Source organism: Halomonas meridiana, assembly GCF_009846525.1.
Classification (GTDB): Bacteria; Pseudomonadota; Gammaproteobacteria; order Pseudomonadales; family Halomonadaceae; genus Vreelandella.
Genome location: NZ_CP024621.1, coordinates 282,272 through 301,933, shown reverse-complemented (window position 1 = coordinate 301,933; position 19,662 = coordinate 282,272). Strand labels below are relative to the sequence as shown.

The following is a 19,662-nucleotide window of genomic DNA, read 5'->3' as shown; positions in this document are numbered from 1 at the left end:
CATTTACCCACTGTAGCGGAAACATATTACCGCTACAAGGCGTAAGATTATTTACATGAGCGATCAAGCAGAAAGAATCAAATCAAGGCGCACCCAACTCAGGCTTACTCAGCGTGAGGTAGCTGCACGCGTAGGCGTCACGCGTGAATCAATTTCCCAATGGGAAAAAAACTCTAACCAACAGCTTGGTTCTCATAACCTTGAGCGCTTAGCAAAAGTCCTTCAAACAACAGCCGCATGGATCTTGACGGGCAAGCGTGAGAAAGCGACCACTAGCAGCAACGTCGTACCCATGCACAGTAAAAATGTGGAGTCGACTCTTATGGAGCCGCTACTCAACGAGCATGCTGAGAAAGGTACCAGCAGTGCTGATTACAGGATTCCAATTCTTGCCGTAACTGCGAGCGCAGGTCATGGTGCGGTTGTTCTATCGGAAGAAACCACTGCCTACATGGAAGTGCCCAGAGCGGTCTTACGGGCTATCGGAATCGAACCCTCCCCTCACTTGAGGATCATCAGTACCCGAGGCGACTCTATGATGGGGACGCTGGGCCATGGTGACTTTGCAATCATTGATGTTTCTGTCCGAGAAATGCAGGACGACGGCGTTTATATTTTTCAACTCGACGGCCAAGTACACGTTAAACGTCTGCAGCATTTACCTGGAAACCGAATTAGAGTTATATCTGACAATACGCTGTACCCCAGCTACGAAATGGATGAAACAGATAACTTCCAAATTTGCGCTCGGTTTTTGGGACGCTGGGCATTTGGGAGGATGTAGCAAACCAACCAAAAGGCAGGGAACATGGAGATAGCACAGAAAATCGCAACACTGGCGGGCCGTGCCAGAGAGCAGCTTGACCACATTGTCAATGAAGAAGCGACGAAAAATGCTATGGTCATGCCATTCATTCAAAGCTTAGGTTATGACGTTTTCAACCCCACCGAAGTACTGCCTGAATTTACAGCTGACGTCGGCTTGAAAAAAGGCGAAAAGGTCGACTATGCCATTAAAAACGATGGTGTGCTCTCCATACTAATTGAATGCAAGCCGCGCACCACTGATTTGGCTGATGCTCAATTTAGCCAGCTCTATCGCTACTTCAACTGCACAGAAGCCAAATTCGCGATCTTGACCAACGGTATCGAGTATCGCTTCTATTCAGATCTCGATGACACCAACAAGCTGGATAACAGGCCGTTTTTCACCTTCCGACTTACCGACTATAACGAAAGAGACATTGAAGAGCTGAAGAAATTTGCCAAGCCCGTTTTCAATGTTGACACCATTCTCAGCACGGCAAACCGCTTAAAATACACCAATCTTGCGATGGCATCTTTCAGCAAAATGCTCAAAGAGCCACCGCGCGACTTCATCAAATTCATCGCTCAAGATTTTTTCGATGGCCGCATGACCCAGCAGGTGCTGGATGAATTTACCCCTATCATCCGCGATGCTATGGCTCAGCACATCAAAGAACAGGTGTCTCTTCGTTTGAAGCAGGCACTAGCCACGACCAGTGGAGATGAATCAGGATCAGTAAACGTCCAGTCCATTCAGATGGACGAGGAGACACCTGAACAGTCTTCAGATGACGAGATTGTCACGACTCAGGAAGAAATTGATGGTTACAACATGGTTAGGGCCATCGTCGCTAGTGAAGTAGCGCCTGAAAGGGTTTTCATGCGAGATGCAAAGTCTTACTGTGCCGTGCTTCTCGATGACAATAATCGTAAGCCTATTTGTCGACTTCACTTCAATTCCAAGACATTGAAGAGAATCGAAATTCGTCAAGATAATGAATCAGTTAAGCATGATCTAAGTGCTTTGACTGACATTTTCAACCACAGAGAAGCTCTGATTTCAGTCGTAAAAAGCTACGAGTAAGCTCCTAAGCCGGTCTTGCACCGGCTTTTTCTTGCATCAATAGGTAAATTAACATCGCACGTTGACTCTAAAGGTAAATACATTTACCTTCAATTCTACGACGTCTGCAAACGTCAGCTGTAACCACCACAGCTTGGAGTCAACACATGCAAACCAATGCCCAACCATGCCGGGTGTACATGCACCCGGCCGCAGGTAACAGCCACATCGCTATCGCGGCCATGCAAGCCACCACAGGCCGCATCGCCGCCCGCCGCGCTGGTTCCCCCTCTCGCACTATCCACCTGCTCACGCCTGAAGAAGCGGCCCACTATCGCTGCCAAGGCGGTGCGGCATGACCACCGTTGCCCAACTTCCCGCCCCGGTGCTAACGCAAGCACACCGCGACGCCATGGCCTACATCCAAGACTTGGCCATCACGATCACCATGCAAGGCACCTATGCCGTTTCGGCGGAGTACTCAGGCCACGTCCACACCTTCAATGTCGACGTGATGTTGTTCAGTGATACGGCATTGGGCAACTACACCGCCCGCAAGGTGATGTATGTAAGTTTACCGGGTGACGCCCCTTATATGGGCGAGCAGGCACTACCTGAACTTCAAGGCATCGCCCGCGAACTAGAAGCCCTCTTAACCCCACCTACGGGAGACGCCGCATGAACGCCCCCCAACGCCCACAACCACCCCGCGTACTCGGCCAGCGCTACACGCTTCAAGAAGCCGCCGCGCTGCTCGGCACTGGCCGAAACACGCTATGCAAGCGCTTACGCGAGCTCGGCATGCTAGACGCCAGCAACGTGGCCACCCGCCCACACACCAGCACGGGTCGCTTGGTCGTCGAGCTAAAAGCGTATGAAAACCCAGGGCTAGGTGCCGAACGCCCCTACGGCAAAACGCTGGTGACAGAGCGCGGCCTGCTCTACATCGCCAACCGCTTGAACATCCGCATCCAGCGCGAAGCCGCCAACGACGGCTAAGCCATTACCATTTCGCGACGTTGCCCAGGCAACGCCGAAAAACCCCGGCCAAACGGCCACTACCACCACGCAAGAGGAAACCAACCATGGCAAACGAACCGACTTCCACCGATATCAACGCCCTACTGGACGATCTGGACGCTGGCATCTTCCGCGAAAAGCTAGCCCGCGCCCTCAGCGATGCAGCCGCTGGCTGCGTGCAGCACGGCAAAGCCGCCGACGTCACCATCAAGTTCAGCCTGAAACAGATCGCGGACAGCTCGCAGGTCGATTGTGCCCACAAGCTCAGCTATGTGGTACCCACGGCAAAGGGCAAGCGCAGCGAGGAAAACACCACCAAAACGCCGCTATACGTCGGCAAAGGCGGCAAGCTCACGCTGTTCCCCGAGAACCAGGGCAAGTTCGACTTCCAGCAGGAAGGCCAAAGCAGCACCCAGCGCGCCTAACCAGCGCACGGATACACCCACCACCCACCAACGCAAACCAATGCAAAAGGAATGACCATGGACCACCAAGCCATCGAAAAGATTGAAGCCCTCGTTCACGCCGCGCAGATCGGCAACCCCGGCACCGACACCCCCACGATGCTGGTACCGAAGGGCTACGAGCTGCAGTCGCTGGAAAACTTTCAGCAATCGCCCGCTCGCTTCCGTGGCAGCTTTACCACCAGCTCGATCGAAGACTACGCCGCCTACGTCAACGAAGAAGATGAATCACGCGTCTTCGTCAACGTGGACGCCATGTCGGCCAAGGCGTTTTTTGACCTGGGCAACGCCGCTGAACCAGGCCACGGCGACCACACCGCCACCCTTACCCTGGAAAAAACCAGCGCCTTTGTGGCGTGCCTAAATGCTCACGAAAGCGCGTTTGGGCAAAAGGAACTGGCCCACTGGATTGAGGACTGGCACCACTGCATCACCGGGATCGACAGCAACGGCGTCGAGATGACTGCTCAGAAACTCGCCGCCGCCGTACGCCGCATTGAGATCAAGGCCACTTCTGAGCGCGTGTCAGAAGATCGCGACTGGGGCAGCAGCCGGTCAGGCATGGACGCGCTAGATGCCAGCGCCGGTGATAGCACACCCGACATTATCCGTTTCCACTGCCTACCGTATGAGGGGCTGTCGTTCCGCACCTTTGATATTCGCGTATCGATCCTCGCTGACGACAGCAAGCCGCGCCTGAAGCTGCGCATTATCGGCCTGGAAGCCGTCAAGGAAGAGATGGCGAAAGAGTTCAAGGACGTGCTGGCCAAGGAGCTAGACGAACACAGCACCCTGCTACTCGGTGCTTTCAAGAAGTCGTAAGCCCACCCCCGCAACACCACCCCGCCGCTGCCCACCACCAGCGGCGGGGCTCTACCACCACGGAGCAAACCGATGCACATCCATCAAATTTTTGAGCACCCATATTTTGAAGAGCGCCCCGTCAAAGACATTCTGGAACCGTTTGGCTTTGCGGTGCATACCGTTACCCATGAGCTACCCAGCGACCTAGATGGTGGCGACGACTACGCCCGCTATGAAGCTGAACCAGACACTTATATCGACCAGTTGGATAACACCGCACCTGCGGGATACACCGAAATTTACCGTGCCGAGAACGAAGATGGCATTTTAATCGTATCCGTTCGCGCAAAAACGGTATTTGCCCAGCTATTGCTATTCACAGACATCCGCTACTCAGGCCCTGAAGACACCGTCAACGCGTCCTACCTCGCGGTTTACAACGAACGCATGCGACAAATCTTCAGCGAAGGGTTTAGCCGTGAGAATGACGACCAGCATAAACCCGGCAGCTTAGCGGTTGCTGGTGCTTCTTATGCCATTAACGCAGCAGATGCTCTACAAGTTGAATCACCAGAAAGCGGTAAGGACGCCGCGGCGGCGGTGTGGCCTTTTGATCAAACGTGGTGGAAACCAAGCCCTGATCCGCGCCGTAATCTAATTAAATCAGGCGCTCTAATCCTAGCCGAAATCGATCGCCTAGACCGCGCCGCCGCAAAAGCTGCAGCTGCAGGAGGTGACGCATGAGCACCCAACCACAGCACCCCGAAGCCAGCCCGCAATACCCCCAGTTCCGTTTCATCGAGTTCAATAAGCGTCGCCAGATGCGCGGTGCTGAATGCGCCCGTATCGAGATCATCTATGCAGAAGGCGATGAAGACTGCATCTGGATGAGCGCCGGCGACCTGCAGAACAACATTCGCCAGTGGGGCCCACACGAAGCATTGACCGAAGCGCTCAAGGCCTATGGGCAAGGGGGCCGGGGATGAAAGCGCTCATCAAGGCCGCCCGTATTCAGCAGCTCAAGAAACGTGCTCGTCGCCTGTACATCGCCTATGTGGAAGCCCACGACCACCTCGGCTGCGGCAACCATTTGGCGGACCACCTCACCGGCGGTCGCCGCAAACGACTCGCCAAAGCGTTCAACGCCACCGTGGACCGGCTAGAAGCGCTTGGCGCGAACCCACCTAAGGAGCGTCTGCTATGAGCTACGAAGCATGGCGTATTTCATTTCAAGACAGCGAGCAGGCCGCGAAAGCGGCCTTTCAAGAAGCGCAGCGGTACGAACGGCTGTTCGCCATGGCAATCAGCAGCATCTTCGAGATATCCGAGGCTGCAGGCCTTCGCAAAGAAGATCAACTGATGGGCGGCACCGCCCAAGTGCTAGAGGTGATTGAGAAGCTGAAAGCTCGCCGTGAGAAATGGAAAGCACGGGCGCTGAAGGCTGAGCAATTTAACCGGGAAATGGTCGCCAAGGCTGCCAGCAACCATCTTGAAGGCTACAGAGAGCTGGGCAGGAAAGCCGCTGCCGCTGAGGAAGAGCGCGATACCCTAGCTGCCTTCCAAGCTGATCTGATCAGCAAGCTCACCGCTTGCCAAGCAGTGCTTCACTCTTTAGCACATGACGGGGAAGTAACCCCGGCTTACGCCGATGACGCTAAAACTGTGCTGAAACGCGCACCTAAAGAAAGCCTAAAAGTATTGTGCGTTAACCAGCAGCAGCAAGGCTGCTTACGCGCTGCTGAAGAATTGCGGAACGGCCCCATCGACTGGAATAAATTTGGCGACACACCAAGAGAGCAAGCTGCGAACGTTGCCATCCTGGTGGGTAACCAGATCAGAAAAGAAGCGGGAGGTAGCCAATGAAAGAACACGGCAAACTATTCAACACCGCCATGGTTCAGGCCTTCCTCGAAGGCCGCAAAAACCAAACCCGCCGCGTGGTCGATGCTCAGAACTCCCTGGTCGATGGCAACGGTATCAGCAAAAAGCGCTGGGAAGCTGCAGCGTTTGACCTCGCCAATGCGACGATCGACAACGGCCCATCGCCCGCAGGCAACCCAGGCCCGTACCTCAAAGCCACGTGCGCGGAAGGCACCACCCACCGGATTTACTCGCGGGTGCAGCCAGGTGATCGGATATACGTTAAGGAAGCACACGCATTTGTCCCAGAGCCAGCGTACCGCCGCAGCACGGGCATCATCCAAACGATCAATCCAGATGATGACTACGAAGCCTGCGTTTACCGCGAGAACTTCGATCGGGCGCGTAGCTTCCCGTGGAGGCCATCAATATTCATGCCACGCTGGGCAGCCCGCCTAGTGTTTGATGTGGTGAATGTACGCCTTGAGCGACTGCAGGATATTAGTGAGCAGGATGCGCGCAAGGAGGGAGTTTTCAAAGAAAAGCATGACTGGCGAGAAAGCGAATTCTACCTTCCTCACGTTGCTTATCGGTCTGTTAAAGGTGCTCGCTACCGTTATTCAGATTCGCGTCACGCCTTCCAGGAGCTATGGGAATCCATCAACGGCTCCGATTCATGGAAGGCAAACCCACCGGTATGGATCTACGACCTGCAGCCCGTTGGCATTAAGCCTGAAACGATGCCAAGCCAAAGCGCACCCGCCACCTGCACACTATCAGGAGGCTCACATGCTGCCGATTGATCACGTCACCATTGAAAGGTTTAGCGAGCTGACCGGCTACAGCGAGTTTGCCATTCGCTCAAAGATCAAGCGCGGGGATTGGCGGCAAGGCGAGCAGTTTTTCAAAGCGCCGGACGGGCGAATACTAATGTCACTTGAGGGGTATGCACGGTGGGTAACCAAGGGAGCAGTTACGAAGGGGTCAGGGCAGCTTCGACCAGTAGTATCGAAATCGACTTCTACTACCAGGGCACCCGCTGCCGCGAACGGCTCAAGCTCGAGCCCACCCCCGCTAACCTGAAGAAAGCGGCGCGCCATCGCGCCGCGGTCATTTCATCGATCGATGCCGGCACGTTTGATTATCAAGTGACGTTTCCCCGCAGTAAGAACGCTCGCAAGTTCATGCGTCAGGATCGGGTCGATACGTACTTGCGCACCTGGTTGGCCACCAAAAAGCCCACTCTGAAAGCCAGCAGCTACAAAGATTATAAAAACACCATTGAGGGTCAGCTGATCCCCGAGTTCGGCCACCTGCTACTGGCAGAGCTAAAGCGTGGCCACGTACGTGATTGGGCATCACGCCTGACCTGCAGCAACAAACGAATATCGAACCTCATTAGTCCACTGCGAGCAGCGCTGGATGATGCCATGCACGATGAGATGATTGCAGGCAATCCACTAGCAGGCTGGCACTACCGGAAAATAGAACCGCCCAAAGAGGTGGATGATATCGACCCGTTCACAGCCGAAGAGCAAGCCGCGATCCTAGCCGCTCTCCCCAGCGACGGCTTACCGTTGATTCAGTTTGCACTGTGGAGCGGGCTACGCACATCGGAGCTTGTCGCGCTTGAGTGGGGAGATATCGACTGGCGGCAAAAGCGCTGCCGGATCACACGTGCAATCACCCAAGCAGCCAAAGGTGAAGCGGAAACCACTAAGACTACAGCAGGCACACGTACCATTGACCTCCTGCCCCGTGCACTGGAAGCACTAAAAGCGCAGAAGACACTCAGCTACCTACACCCCAGCGGCCGCGTGTTCCTCAACCCCCGCACAGGCGAACCATGGTCCGGCGATCAGGCTATACGCAAAACATTATGGGCCCACGCACTGAAGCGCGCCGGAGTCCGGTACCGCCGCCCGTACCAAACCCGCCACACCTACGCATCCATGATGGTCAGCGCTGGCGAGCCACTCGCGTGGGTATCAAAACAGATGGGGCATACCAGCGTGGTGACCACGGCGCGGATATACGCAGGTTGGATACCGACGACGAATAGCCAGGCGGGGATGCTGGCTAACGATAAATTTTCGGTTAAACATAACGCGACGTAGCTTGCAAGACGAGAAACTTGCATTTATGCTGCGCATCCTCCATTAATAGTGGAGAAGCTCTAAGTTAGAGCATCTGGAGGTAGCTATCATGCTTAACGAAGAAAAAGTTGCGCAAATTGCAGCCTACTTCACATGGCGGCGTGGTGGGCAAATGTCGTATTTGAAGCTGATGAAGCTGATGTATCTGGCAGATCGTGCTTCGATGGAGAGATATGACGAACCATTAAGCCATGACGCTTGGTTCTCAATGGACAAAGGCCCTGTGCTTTCCTCTGTACTTGAACTAATGCAAGGCGGTAGTCGTACAGGTGAATGGGAAAAATGGATCGCTGAAGGCTCTGAGCGTCATGAAGTTGCCCTTGCTCAAAGTGATTGCACACGAGAAGCCTTTGACGAATTGAGTGACGCAGACATTGAATTGCTGGACTCTGTTTGGAACGATTACGGCTCAATGAATCGCTGGCAGATTGTAGATTTCACCCACGAATATTGCTCCGAGTGGGTTGATCCAAACAAGTCAGCACGACCCATCTCCCCTCAGGACGTCTACAAAGCATTAGGGAAAACCCCTGAAGAAGCTGAACAGCTAACAGCTGAAATTTTTCAGCGCCGCCAGCTTCACGCCGTGATGGATCGTCTCAGATGACAGGGTATTGTCCTTTTCGCAAGGGGACTCTCCTGATACTTTCAGGCCCTGTTAACCATCTACACATAGTGATGAATGACCCCGTGTACTATCCCGAAAGGGGCTACCACGGGGTTTTGCTTGTTAACATCTCTACTGTCAGAGATGGGCGCAAGTTTGACAGCACATGCCTATTCCACCCCGGTGAGCATCCGTTCGTGAACCAGCAAAGCTATGTGGTCTACAGTGAGGCTGTTGTCAAAAATGCTGAAGACATCTCCCAATTTGTCACCATGGGTGAATTCACACCAAGAACGCCTATTTCAGATCAACTTTATGAACGTACTTTGGCAGGTTTTCACAGCTCTCCCAGGGTCACACCCAAGATTAAGCGTTTCATTAAAAACTACATGTAGCTTGAATGAGTGAGACACTAATAGTCATTATCTAGTCAGTTTTTTTTGTAAGCCTATGATATTAATAACAAGAGCGCGGGTTCAATTCCCGCCGCCTCCACCAGACACCCCTACAAATCAAGCACCCACGGGTGCTTTTTTTGTGCCTGCTCACTGCCCTTATACGTCCAAGCGCCTCTTTTTAGCGTTATTTCCAGTATGAAAGCGACCGCTTTTCTCATGCCCTCTTCCCGCCCTTTGTCTCTTTTATGTGGCCGATGCAAAGGGCTTTGCACGCCTCATGAAGCCAGCTACTGTTAGAGGCCTAAGCTTGGCAAACGTCCAAGCGTATCGAGAAGGAAGTGACACATGCTGTATGGATTGAGCTTGCTGGCCGGTATCGTGCTGCTATTCGGCGGCGGGGAGGCGTTAATACGCGGTGCGGTCGCTGGTGCCAAGCGAATGGGGGTTTCACCACTACTCACGGGATTGGTGGTCGTGGGCTTTGGCACCTCGGCGCCTGAGCTAGTGGTATCGATCGATGCCGCGATACGCGAGCAGCCGGACATCGCCGTGGGCAATATCGTCGGTAGTAACATCGGTAACGTGTTACTGATTTTAGGGCTGTGTGCCGCCATCTGCCCCATGACCGTTCAGCCCCTGGCGCTGCGGCGAGACGGCGTGGTGGTGGTCGGCGCCAGTGTCCTGTTTATCGTACTGGCCTGGAGCGGTGCACTGGGTCGCTGGGAAGCGGCCCTACTGCTAGCCGCCCTCACTGCCTATCTGGTGTGGGCTTACCGCACCGAGCGCCAACAGCCGATGCCGGAAGGCGACATGCACGCCGCCGAAGCGGAGGAAGTCACGGCCATTCCCACCTCGACCGTCATGATCGTCGCCGCTCTCGTCGTGGGGCTGGGCATGTTGATTGGTGGCTCGCAGCTCTTGCTTTATGGAGCGATTGGCCTTGCCCAAGCGATGGGGATTTCAGAAGCCGTCATCGGCTTGACCATCGTCGCGGTCGGTACATCACTGCCAGAAATGGCCGTGTCAGTAATTGCCGCGCTGCGCCGTCACGCCGATGTCGCCGTGGGTAACATCCTAGGCAGCAACATCTTCAACGTGCTTGGGATTCTCGGCATCTCGGCCGTTCTCCAGCCGCTGCCCATTGCCGAACGGGTGAGCCAGTTTGACCAGTGGGTGATGCTGGGCTCGGCAGGCCTGCTGCTGCTCTTTCTTTATACCGGCATGCGCCTATCCCGCTGGGAAGGCACCGCGCTACTGGGTGGATACGCAGCGTACATTGCACTGAGCTTTACTATCTTTTAACGGACATGCACGGGTAAGTCAGTGCCCACTTCGTCGTAGTAACGCAGAGCGCCGGGGTGCAGCGGTGTCGTCATATGAGCGAGCAGGTCCGGCGTGACGCCCGCCCACCAGGCGGCCTGCTCCGCGAGACGCGCTTTTTGCTCCCAAAAGAGCTTCGTAAGGCGATACGCGGTCTCTGCATCCATCTGCTCGGTGGTGTACGCAATGACGGGGCGTGACGTCGTGTGGGTGGGCTGGGCGATGCCGGGATAGGTGCCTCCTGGAATGACCTGGGGTACCGCCCCCGTCTGAGCGATCTGCTCGGCGGTCAAGCTAATGAGCGTGATGGGCACGAGCGACGCCGTCTCGATCACGTTGGGGGTGGGGTAAGAACTGGCCGTGACGAACGCATCGATCAGGCCCTCTCTCAACGCTTCTGGGCCGTTGGTGATCGAGGCATCGGCCAAGCGCACCCTCCCTTCCAAACCGAAGAGCTGAAAATAGCGAGCGGCCTCTCCGGCGCTAAACGTGCCACGCCCAATCAGCACATGCTGGCCGCGTAACGCCTCGAACGATGCCGTGCCATCGTCCCCCGCCATGACGAAGTGCATGGTCAGCGACGGCATGGGAAACAGTCCACGAATGGCCGCGAACCGCTCATCCTCATGACCAGCGAACGGCCCTTCGCCCGCCACGGCCTGAGCCACGAGGGCAGGCGGTGCCGTGAATACATAGCGCCCCTGCCGGGTCATGACTTCTTGAACATTTTGCACCGACCCCTGGCTCTCTTCGTTGGTCAGTACGATAGCGTCGTCACTGCCTTGTCGAATGACGTTAGCAAGCTCGCTGCCCATTTGGTGATAGGCCGTGCCCGCAAGTGCCGATTTATAAGTAATGCGCGTTTGCGCGTGGGCATCCAGCCCCATACCCGCCATCATCAGCGTGAATGCCAACACACCACCGGTACGAAAAAGAGAGCAGAAACGGGCGCGCATGCAACGTCCTTTGCAGTTGAGGCCTTCTCGGCCTGATGGATTGAGCGGATTCTGAATGCCGTCACGTGAAGCTTTCGCCGTCTATTGGCTGGCTACTCATCGCCTACCGGTCGACACCGATAGCATAGCGGCATATTCGTTCTTACGTTAGCAACCCGCCGTGACGGACACCAATGGTCGGTTTAAACGGCTCGACCCGCGCCTGCCGAGGGGCAGCAGTGCCTACGAGGCAATATTAAACCGCATTAGGGGCTGGTCAGCGCCTCCCATGGGCGAGATGATAGCGGGCTTTGCGCTTTCGAAGCGCTCGCTGGCTTCTTAATCTGGACCTTCGTGATGAACACCTTCGTTATCAAGCTGATCGCTCAGCGCTTGGCGCTGGGCCTGTTACTCCTTCTCGCCGTCTCGGTACTGATCTTCGTGGGCACCCAGCTACTGCCTGGCGACGTGGCGCAATCCATCCTTGGGCAGAGCGCCACCCCTGACGCCCTCGAGAACCTACGTCGTGAACTAGGGCTCGACCAACCCGCCTGGGCGCGCTACATCGATTGGTTGGGCGGCATCTTACAGGGCGATCTAGGCACGGCCCTGTCCAATCGCCAGGATATTGGCGAGTCGCTGTGGGGCCGGGCGGGGAATACGCTGTTCTTGGCGTTTTGGACGGCCGTGGTGGCCGTGCCATTCGCCATTCTCTTAGGGCTCGTGGCGGTGCGTTATCAGAATCGCTGGCCAGATCGCATCATTTCCGGCACCACGCTAACGGCCATCTCGCTACCCGAGTTTTTCATCGGCTATTTGCTGATCTATCTCTTTGCCGTGAAATTCAACTAGTTCCCTAGCGTGTCCACCGTCTATAGCGGCATGAGCCTGGGCGAGCGGCTACACGCCATTGTCCTGCCTGCTGCCACCTTAACGCTGGTGATTCTGGCTCACATGATGCGCATGACGCGGGCGGCCATTTTAAGCGTGATGCAGTCCCCCTATATCGAAACCGCCGAACTCAAGGGGCTGGGGCTATTTCGCATCATTGCGCGACACGCCTTTCCCAACGCCATTGCCCCCATCGTCAACGTGGTCATGTTGAACCTCGCTTTCTTGATCGTGGGCGTGGTCGTCGTCGAGGTGATCTTCGTCTACCCCGGCATGGGTCAGTACCTGATCGACCACGTCGCCAAGCGCGATGTACCGGTGGTACAGGCGGTGGGACTACTGTTTGCAGCGGTGTACATCGGACTCAACATGCTGGCGGACATCATCGCCATCGTCACCAACCCGCGCTTGCGCCACCCCAAATAACTCGCTGATCACCGTCTTTAGATAGGAACGCACCACCATGTCGATATGTTTAACGCTGCTGAAACGGATGCCGGTGACTGCGCTGATCGGCCTGCTGCTCACGTTCGGTTTTTTAGTAATGGCCCTTTTCGCCCCTTGGCTGGCCCCTTACCCCATGGCCGACAGTGTGGGCGACATGTGGATGGGGCCATCGGCAGAGTTTTGGCTCGGCACCGACAATTTAGGCCGCGACCTTCTCTCACGGCTGATTTACGGCGCCCGCACCACGATGACCATTGCCGCGCTAGCCACGGCGCTGGCGTTCTCCATTGGCTCGGTGCTGGGCATTCTGGCGGCGGTCTACGGTGGCTGGGTGGATCAACTCATGTCGCGCGGTGTCGATATCGTCATGTCGATCCCGACGCTGATTTTTGCTCTGGTCATTCTGTCGGTGATGCCCAGCACGCTGCTCATGCTGATTTTGATCATGGGCGTGCTCGATTCGACCCGAGTGTTTCGTATTTCTCGAGCGGTCGCGGTGAACATCAACGTGATGGACTTCGTGGAAGCCGCTCGGCTGCGCGGCGAGGGCAACGTCTGGATCATCTTCCGAGAAATATTGCCCAACGCGCTCACCCCGCTAGTGGCCGAGCTGGGCCTGCGGTTCATTTTCGCCGTCCTGTTCCTCTCTTCGCTGTCGTTTTTGGGGCTCGGCGTTCAACCACCGGAAGCCGACTGGGGCAGCATGGTGCGTGAAAACCGCCAAGGCATCGTCTTTGGCGTGCCCGCTGCGCTGATTCCTGCGGCGGCCATCGCGATGTTGGCCATTTCCGTGAACCTGGTAGCCGACTGGGTGCTGCGACACACCACCGATCTAAAAGGAGGCCGCCGTGGCTGATTCGCTGTTAGACATTCGTCATTTGACCATCGAAGCCACGGCCTACCCGCCCGGCGAAGCGCCCCGGGAGATCACCATCGTCAACGACGTCAGCTTCACCCTGGAGCGCGGCAAAGTACTGGGGCTGATTGGTGAATCCGGCGCGGGCAAATCGACCATTGGCTTGTCGCCAGCGGGCTATGGACGCGGCGATATTCGCTTGAGCGGTGAAGTGTGGGTGAACGGCCGCGATATCTTGAAAGACTCGCCCAAGGCACTGCGTCAGCTGCGTGGTAAAACGGTGTGCTACGTGGCGCAGTCAGCGGCAGCCGCGTTCAACCCCGCCCACACGCTGATGGAGCAGGTCATCGAGACCACCCTGTACCACCGCCTAGCCACTCGCCAAGAGGCCGAGGCACGAGCCATCGAACTGTTCGAGCAGCTTGGGCTACCCGACCCGGCACAGTTTGGCCACCGCTACCCGCACCAGGTATCGGGCGGGCAGCTACAGCGTGCCATGACCGCGATGGCACTCTGTCCAAAGCCCGATCTGATCATTTTCGACGAGCCCACCACGGCCCTTGATGTCAACACGCAAATCGACGTGCTGGCCGCCATCAAGCGGGCCATCAAAACCACGGGGGTCGGTGCACTCTATATCACCCACGACCTTGCCGTGGTCGCTCAAGTCGCAGATGACCTCCTCGTGCTGCGGCAGGGGGAAAAAGTCGAAATGGGCAGCACCGCGCACATCATTGAGTCGCCTCAAGCGCCGTATACGCAAGCGCTGGTGTCGGTGCGTTCCATCGAGCATGCGCCGAAAACGCCGTCATCCACGCCACTGCTGGCCATCGAGGGCGTCAGTGCGGCGTACCACCAAAGCGGAAGCAACGTGTTGAAGGACGTTCATCTCTCGGTGAGCGCAGGCCAAACGCTGGCCATCGTGGGGGAGTCTGGGTCGGGGAAATCCACCCTGGCGCGGGTCATCACCGGGCTGCTGCCGCCCAACCAGGGCCAGCTTCGCTTTGACGGGAGCACACTGCCCAACACCCTCGCCAAACGTGATAAAGAGACGCTGCGCGAACTGCAGATGATTTATCAAATGGCGGACGTGGCCATGAACCCGCGCCACACCGTAGGCACCCTCATCGGCCGCCCGCTCACGTTCTACTTCGGCTTGAAAGGCCAAGCACGCCGTCAGCGGGTGATCGAGCTGCTCGACGCCATCGAGCTGGGGGAAGCGTTTATGGACCGCTATCCGGCCGAGCTGTCGGGCGGTCAAAAACAGCGCGTATGCATTGCGCGTGCCCTGGCGGCCAAACCGAAGCTCATCATCTGCGATGAGGTCACCAGCGCGCTCGACCCGCTCGTGGCCGATGGTATTTTAAAGCTGCTGTTGCGGCTACAGGCGCAGGAGAACGTGGCCTACCTGTTCATCACTCACGACTTGGCCACCGTCAAGGCGATTGCCGATAGCATTGCGGTGATGCACCAAGGGCGTGTGGTGCGTGACGGCGAGCGTGATACCGTGTTGAGCCCGCCTTTCGACGAGTATACGCAAACGCTATTGGCGTCGGTGCCGCAAATGAAGCTAGGATGGCTCGAAGAGGCCCTGACGACTCACGGCCATTAACTAAGTGCCAATAAGGGCAGTGGCACCATCGCTGCCTTTATGGATGTAAGGCATTCACCTTTCGTTTAACCGGCTAAACTTCTTACACTATTGTGCGTTATTTACTATTAGCGAAACGGATAATTTCTAAAAAAAAGACGGTATCTCTAAAAGATACGCCCTGTTCATTCGGTTTAATTCCGTATTGCGACGCAATATAGCTTGTTAAACTGGCGGCGCTTATTCCCCCTTCTTTTAACCATTATAAGGATAAACGCGCCATGTTGACGCTACATCATGACCCAGGCCAGCCTCGATACACTCGTTGCTGGCCTTTTTTGTTAGCGGCCTTACTATTTTTCATCAGCCCGGCGGCCTTTGCCGTCACCGGCGAGGTAGATTTAACCACCTCTGCCGTAGGCTATGTGGCCGTGGCGATCTTCGTGCTGGCCTATGCGCTGGTGATGGCCGAAGAGAAGATTCACATGCGCAAATCCAAGCCCGTGCTGGTGGCGGCGGGCATCATCTGGGGACTCATTGGCTGGGTATACGTTCAGAACGGCATGTCGGATACGTCCGAGTACGCATTTCGCGTGACGCTTCTGGAGTTTACCGAGCTAATGCTGTTCCTGCTGGTGGCGATGACGTATATCAACGCCATGGAAGAGCGTCGCGTCTTCGATGCGCTGCGCTCTTGGATGCTACGCAAAGGGTTTAACTACCGCACGCTGTTTTGGTTGACTGGCGGCTTGGCGTTTATGCTGTCGCCCATTGCCGATAACTTAACCACCGCCCTCTTGATGTGCGCAGTCATCACCAAAGTGGCCGAAGGCGACAAGCGCTTTATCAACTTGGCGTGTATTAACATCGTGGTCGCGGCCAACGCAGGCGGTGCCTTTAGCCCCTTTGGTGATATCACCACCTTGATGGTTTGGCAGGCAGGTCTCATCGAGTTCCAAGAGTTCTTTATCCTGTTCATTCCCTCTCTCGTGAACTTCTTGATTCCTGCGATCGTGATGAGCCTGTTCATCAAGGATCAAAAACCCAGCAGCGTGTATGAAGACGTTCAGCTCAAACGCGGCGCACGGCGCATCATTGCCCTGTTCTTGCTGACGATCGTCACGGCGGTGCTTTGCCATACGCTGCTCCATCTGCCGCCGGTCTTGGGCATGATGACAGGGCTTGGCTATCTACAGTTCTTTGGCTACTACCTACGCCAAAGCCTTCCCCGCTCGCTGGAGCGCAAGCGCGAACGCTATAGCCGCTTGGGCGATAATAAAAAGCTAGAACAGCTCGGCGGCGTGGTGCCCTTCGATGTCTTCAGCCGTGTGGCCCGCGCCGAGTGGGATACCCTGCTGTTCTTCTACGGGGTGGTGATGTGCGTTGGTGGTTTAGGCTTCATGGGCTATCTGGGACTGCTCTCAGAGGCGCTCTACACCGGTTGGAACGCCACCTGGGCCAACATTGCCTTGGGTATCGTATCGGCCGTGATCGATAACATTCCGGTCATGTTCGCGGTCCTCACCATGGAGCCCGACATGTCCCATGGCCACTGGCTGCTGATCACACTCACGGCGGGAGTGGGCGGTAGCCTACTGTCGATTGGCTCTGCTGCCGGGGTGGCGGTCATGGGTCAGGCGCGCGGCTCGTATACCTTCTTGGGCCATTTACGCTGGTCGCCGGTGATCTTGCTCGGCTACATCGCAAGCATTGCGGTACACATGTGGCTCAACGCCGGCAGCTTCAGCGTCTTTGGCTAGCGCTCTGCTGAGTCGCTATGCACAACACCCGCCCAGGCAACCTGGGCGGGTGTTCTGTTTTCGGGCGTCTTATGTTGGTATGCGGCCAGTGGTTCAGTAGCTCTCGAACAGGTACTCGATAGGCGTAGGCCGCCCAAACAGGTACCCCTGATAACGATAGCAGCCGTGCCCCTTCAGCCAATCCAACTGCTCTTTCTTCTCGACCCCTTCGGCCACCACCGTCAGCCCCAAGCTCACCGCCAGCAAGATGGTGGTATCCACGATGGCAGCGTCGGTCTTGTCGGTGAGCAGCTCACGGATGAAGGATTGATCGATCTTCAGCTCGTCCAGCGGCAAGCGCTTTAGGTAACTCAGCGATGAGTAGCCAGTTCCAAAGTCGTCCAGCGCAAAACGAATGCCCTGGGTGCGAAGTTTGAGCATGGTATTACGCACCCGGGTGGGTTCGCGCATCAACAGGCTTTCGGTCACTTCCAACACCAGTCGACCTGGCGGGGCCTGGGTTTGCGCCAGCAACCCTTCGAGGTTACGCACGAATTCCGGTTGTTGGAACTGCACCGAGCTGACGTTCACCGAAATGGTCAGCCCCGCGTAGGCCGGCTGATGCGACCACTTGGCCAGCTGCTCGCAGGCACACTGCAACACCCAGTAGCCGATGGGCACGATCAGTCCGTTCTCTTCGGCCAGCGGGATGAAGGTACCGGGCGATACCCAGCCGCGCTGGGGATGGTACCAGCGTAGTAGCGCCTCCACGCCGGTGGTGGCCCCCTGGTGGTCGACCTGCACCTGATAGTGCAGGGCCAGTTCGTTACGCTCTAGCGCTTGGTGCAAATCCCCTTCGAGACTGGCCCGCTCCAGCACGCTAGTTTGCATATCGACATTGAAGAAGCGCAGGGTGTTGCCGCCAGCCGCTTTGGCCTGCTGTAGGGCCATATCGGCCTGCTGCAGCACGCTGTTGACGCCTAGGCCTTCACCGTCGAACAGCGTGATACCAATACTGGCGCTGATCGGTAGAGCGCGGTCGTTGCGCAGTTGCGATACCGTGTCCAAAAGCTGGCGCCCCAGCCGTTCAGCGTTGGCAGCCGCATCGCTTTGCCGCTCGCCCAAGCCATTGACCTGCACGACGAACTCATCGCTACTAAAACGTGCCAGCGTGGCATCGTCGCTCAGGCGCTGCTTGAGATGCTGCGCGACGTTGATTAGCAGTTGATCACCGCTCTCGTGCCCCTGAATGTCGTTGACCAGTCGGAAGTTGTCCAAATCCACGATCAGTACGGCGCTGTAACCACTAGGCCCTCTATCGGGGTCGGTGGCCTCTGCCAGCGACTCCAGCAGCAGGCGTCGGTTGGGCAGCCCCGTTAGCGCATCGTAGAACGCCAGGTGGTGGGTGCGGGACTGCATCTCTAAATATTCAGTCAGCTCGGTGGAAATACCGCACAGGCACGGCGCTTCCCCGGGGGACATCTCCAGCGGCATTTTGATCGACAGGAAAGTGCGTACCCGTTCCTCGCCCTTTAGCACGTTGTGCTCTTCTACCGTGACTTTTTTGCCCGAAGAGAGCACTTGCTGGTCGATTTCGGCCATTTCGGCCGCGCTGGCGGGGTCGAAAAAGGCGTCATCGCGCTTGCCGAGAATCTCTTTTGGCGTCCGCTTGAACAACTCGCTGATTTGTCGATTGACGTAACGGTACTCCAGCGACGGCGTTTTGATGTAGATATACGCATCGACACTGTCGAGGATCGTGGTCAGCAGGTGTTCATTGGTGGAGAGCTTGGCGCGGTTGATACTGACCCGCCGCCGGAGCAGCAGTGAGGCCCCTACGGCCAGCGCCAACACGACGATCAACAGCCCTAAGGCCCACCACAGCCAGCGGGGAACCAGCGTCTCGGTCGCGCCGCCCGAGCGCCATGCGCTGAGCGTTTGGTAGTACACCGAATCCACATCGTCCTTCCACGTTAGCAGCGTGGTGTCGATGCGCTCTAGCACATCGGCAGATAGGGAGGGCGAGGCGGCATAAAAGAGGCGCGAGGGCTGAAATATGATCGGCGTTTCACGCAGGCCGTAATCCCGGGCTCGCCAGTCACCAAACAGATGGTTGGAGGCTACGAGATCAGCGTCACCGCGTGCCACGGCTTGAAAACCTGCGGCGAAGCTGTCCACCGGCATCCAGATGACGCGGATATCGAATCGCTCGGTCACGGCGGCAAGATAGCTCTGCTGGATCGAACCATCCACCACGGCGACTCGCTGCTGCTCTAAATCCAGGATGGCTTCAACGCGGTTGTCGTTGGCTTGGTAGAGCTGGGACCAGCTATGCATCACCGGCTCGCGATGAAACGCAAAACGCCCGGCACGCTCTTCGCTCCAAGCGACATCCGGCAGCAGGTCGATCTCCCCTTGCTCCAGCAGCGTGAGACACTGCTGGAAATCACACAGGCGGCTCTCTAACTGCCACTGCTCCTGCTGTGCCATGGCTTCCAGCAATTCGCCCAGCACGCCGCGCAGTTGGCCCTGCTCGCCCGCAAACAGTTTCGGCGGATTATGATAGACCCCGACCCTAAGCGAGGTGTCGCCCTGTGCCAGGGCGCTCCACCCAAGCACGTAACAGAGCGCCACCGCCCCCATGGCAGAACACGTCAAGCGCTTGGCAGAACGGTTGCTTGGCATCCGGTTCAACGCGAACACT

The 19,662-nt window shown here is 56.7% G+C and carries 22 protein-coding genes; 20 read left to right on the top strand and 2 right to left on the bottom strand.

The window, feature by feature from the left end; genetic code table 11:
• Positions 1–55: 55 nt before the first annotated feature.
• The 15 genes from CTT34_RS01505 to CTT34_RS01435 all read left to right on the top strand — a co-directional run bounded on the left by CTT34_RS01505 (position 56) and on the right by CTT34_RS01435 (position 10,481).
• Positions 56–784: a S24 family peptidase gene (locus CTT34_RS01505; protein WP_159340743.1), complete on the top strand. Its 729-nt coding sequence runs from the start codon at positions 56–58 to the stop codon at positions 782–784.
• A 24-nt stretch (positions 785–808) separates the two neighbouring features.
• Entirely contained in the window at positions 809–1,891 is a 1,083-nt protein-coding gene (locus CTT34_RS01500; RefSeq protein ID WP_159340742.1) for a type I restriction endonuclease, read from the top strand.
• A 146-nt stretch (positions 1,892–2,037) separates the two neighbouring features.
• On the top strand, positions 2,038–2,229 hold the full coding sequence (locus CTT34_RS01495; protein ID WP_159340741.1) for a hypothetical protein: 192 nt from the start codon (positions 2,038–2,040) through the stop codon (positions 2,227–2,229).
• The gene (locus tag CTT34_RS01490) at positions 2,226–2,552 is read left to right on the top strand and encodes a hypothetical protein (RefSeq protein ID WP_159340740.1); all 327 of its coding nucleotides are present in this window, start codon (positions 2,226–2,228) and stop codon (positions 2,550–2,552) included. Before CTT34_RS01495 ends, CTT34_RS01490 begins: the two co-directional genes overlap by 4 nt.
• Positions 2,549–2,869: a phage antirepressor KilAC domain-containing protein gene (locus tag CTT34_RS01485; RefSeq protein WP_159340739.1), complete on the top strand. Its 321-nt coding sequence runs from the start codon at positions 2,549–2,551 to the stop codon at positions 2,867–2,869. Before CTT34_RS01490 ends, CTT34_RS01485 begins: the two co-directional genes overlap by 4 nt.
• Positions 2,870–2,955: 86 nt before the next feature.
• Positions 2,956–3,315, top strand: coding sequence for a hypothetical protein (locus CTT34_RS01480; protein WP_159340738.1), 360 nt, complete (start codon positions 2,956–2,958; stop codon positions 3,313–3,315).
• 57 nt (positions 3,316–3,372) lie between these two features.
• A complete protein-coding gene (locus CTT34_RS01475) occupies positions 3,373–4,176 on the top strand; it encodes a DUF2303 family protein (protein ID WP_159340737.1) in 804 nt (267 codons plus the stop codon).
• 72 nt (positions 4,177–4,248) lie between these two features.
• Positions 4,249–4,902, top strand: a complete 654-nt coding sequence (locus CTT34_RS01470; protein WP_159340736.1) for a hypothetical protein — start codon at positions 4,249–4,251, stop codon at positions 4,900–4,902.
• Positions 4,899–5,144: a hypothetical protein gene (locus tag CTT34_RS01465; protein ID WP_159340735.1), complete on the top strand. Its 246-nt coding sequence runs from the start codon at positions 4,899–4,901 to the stop codon at positions 5,142–5,144. Before CTT34_RS01470 ends, CTT34_RS01465 begins: the two co-directional genes overlap by 4 nt.
• Entirely contained in the window at positions 5,141–5,362 is a 222-nt protein-coding gene (locus tag CTT34_RS01460) for a hypothetical protein (RefSeq protein ID WP_159340734.1), read from the top strand. The genes CTT34_RS01465 and CTT34_RS01460 overlap by 4 nt, the downstream gene beginning before the upstream one ends.
• Complete coding sequence (locus CTT34_RS01455) at positions 5,359–6,021, top strand: hypothetical protein (RefSeq protein ID WP_159340733.1); 663 nt, start codon at positions 5,359–5,361, stop codon at positions 6,019–6,021. Before CTT34_RS01460 ends, CTT34_RS01455 begins: the two co-directional genes overlap by 4 nt.
• Positions 6,018–6,821: a hypothetical protein gene (locus tag CTT34_RS01450; protein ID WP_159340732.1), complete on the top strand. Its 804-nt coding sequence runs from the start codon at positions 6,018–6,020 to the stop codon at positions 6,819–6,821. The genes CTT34_RS01455 and CTT34_RS01450 overlap by 4 nt, the downstream gene beginning before the upstream one ends.
• 150 nt (positions 6,822–6,971) lie before the next feature.
• Positions 6,972–8,135, top strand: a complete 1,164-nt coding sequence (locus CTT34_RS01445) for a site-specific integrase (RefSeq protein ID WP_159340731.1) — start codon at positions 6,972–6,974, stop codon at positions 8,133–8,135.
• A gap of 88 nt (positions 8,136–8,223) precedes the next feature.
• On the top strand, positions 8,224–8,781 hold the full coding sequence (locus CTT34_RS01440; protein ID WP_074211148.1) for a Panacea domain-containing protein: 558 nt from the start codon (positions 8,224–8,226) through the stop codon (positions 8,779–8,781).
• 743 nt (positions 8,782–9,524) lie between these two features.
• On the top strand, positions 9,525–10,481 hold the full coding sequence (locus CTT34_RS01435; RefSeq protein WP_159340730.1) for a calcium/sodium antiporter: 957 nt from the start codon (positions 9,525–9,527) through the stop codon (positions 10,479–10,481).
• On the opposite strand, the gene CTT34_RS01430 is transcribed toward CTT34_RS01435, so the two are convergent.
• Positions 10,478–11,455 carry a TAXI family TRAP transporter solute-binding subunit gene (locus CTT34_RS01430; RefSeq protein WP_159340729.1) on the bottom strand — a complete coding sequence of 326 codons (978 nt, stop codon included), beginning with the start codon at positions 11,453–11,455 and terminating at the stop codon, positions 10,478–10,480. The genes CTT34_RS01435 and CTT34_RS01430 overlap by 4 nt on opposite strands.
• Before the next feature lie 336 nt (positions 11,456–11,791).
• Here CTT34_RS01430 and CTT34_RS18360 point away from each other — a divergent pair, with 336 nt between their 5' ends.
• The 5 genes from CTT34_RS18360 to nhaD all read left to right on the top strand — a co-directional run bounded on the left by CTT34_RS18360 (position 11,792) and on the right by nhaD (position 16,979).
• Entirely contained in the window at positions 11,792–12,286 is a 495-nt protein-coding gene (locus CTT34_RS18360) for an ABC transporter permease (RefSeq protein ID WP_254436437.1), read from the top strand.
• 9 nt (positions 12,287–12,295) lie between these two features.
• Positions 12,296–12,751: an ABC transporter permease subunit gene (locus CTT34_RS18355; RefSeq protein ID WP_254436436.1), complete on the top strand. Its 456-nt coding sequence runs from the start codon at positions 12,296–12,298 to the stop codon at positions 12,749–12,751.
• Positions 12,752–12,788: 37 nt separating this feature from the next.
• The gene (locus CTT34_RS01420) at positions 12,789–13,628 is read left to right on the top strand and encodes an ABC transporter permease (RefSeq protein ID WP_159340728.1); all 840 of its coding nucleotides are present in this window, start codon (positions 12,789–12,791) and stop codon (positions 13,626–13,628) included.
• Positions 13,621–15,240, top strand: a complete 1,620-nt coding sequence (locus CTT34_RS01415) for an ABC transporter ATP-binding protein (protein ID WP_159340727.1) — start codon at positions 13,621–13,623, stop codon at positions 15,238–15,240. Before CTT34_RS01420 ends, CTT34_RS01415 begins: the two co-directional genes overlap by 8 nt.
• 260 nt (positions 15,241–15,500) lie before the next feature.
• Positions 15,501–16,979, top strand: coding sequence for a sodium:proton antiporter NhaD (gene nhaD, locus CTT34_RS01410; protein WP_159340726.1), 1,479 nt, complete (start codon positions 15,501–15,503; stop codon positions 16,977–16,979).
• 93 nt (positions 16,980–17,072) lie between these two features.
• Here nhaD and CTT34_RS01405 read toward each other — a convergent pair whose 3' ends face one another.
• Positions 17,073–19,643: an EAL domain-containing protein gene (locus tag CTT34_RS01405; RefSeq protein ID WP_390620276.1), complete on the bottom strand. Its 2,571-nt coding sequence runs from the start codon at positions 19,641–19,643 to the stop codon at positions 17,073–17,075.
• Positions 19,644–19,662 lie beyond the last annotated feature (19 nt).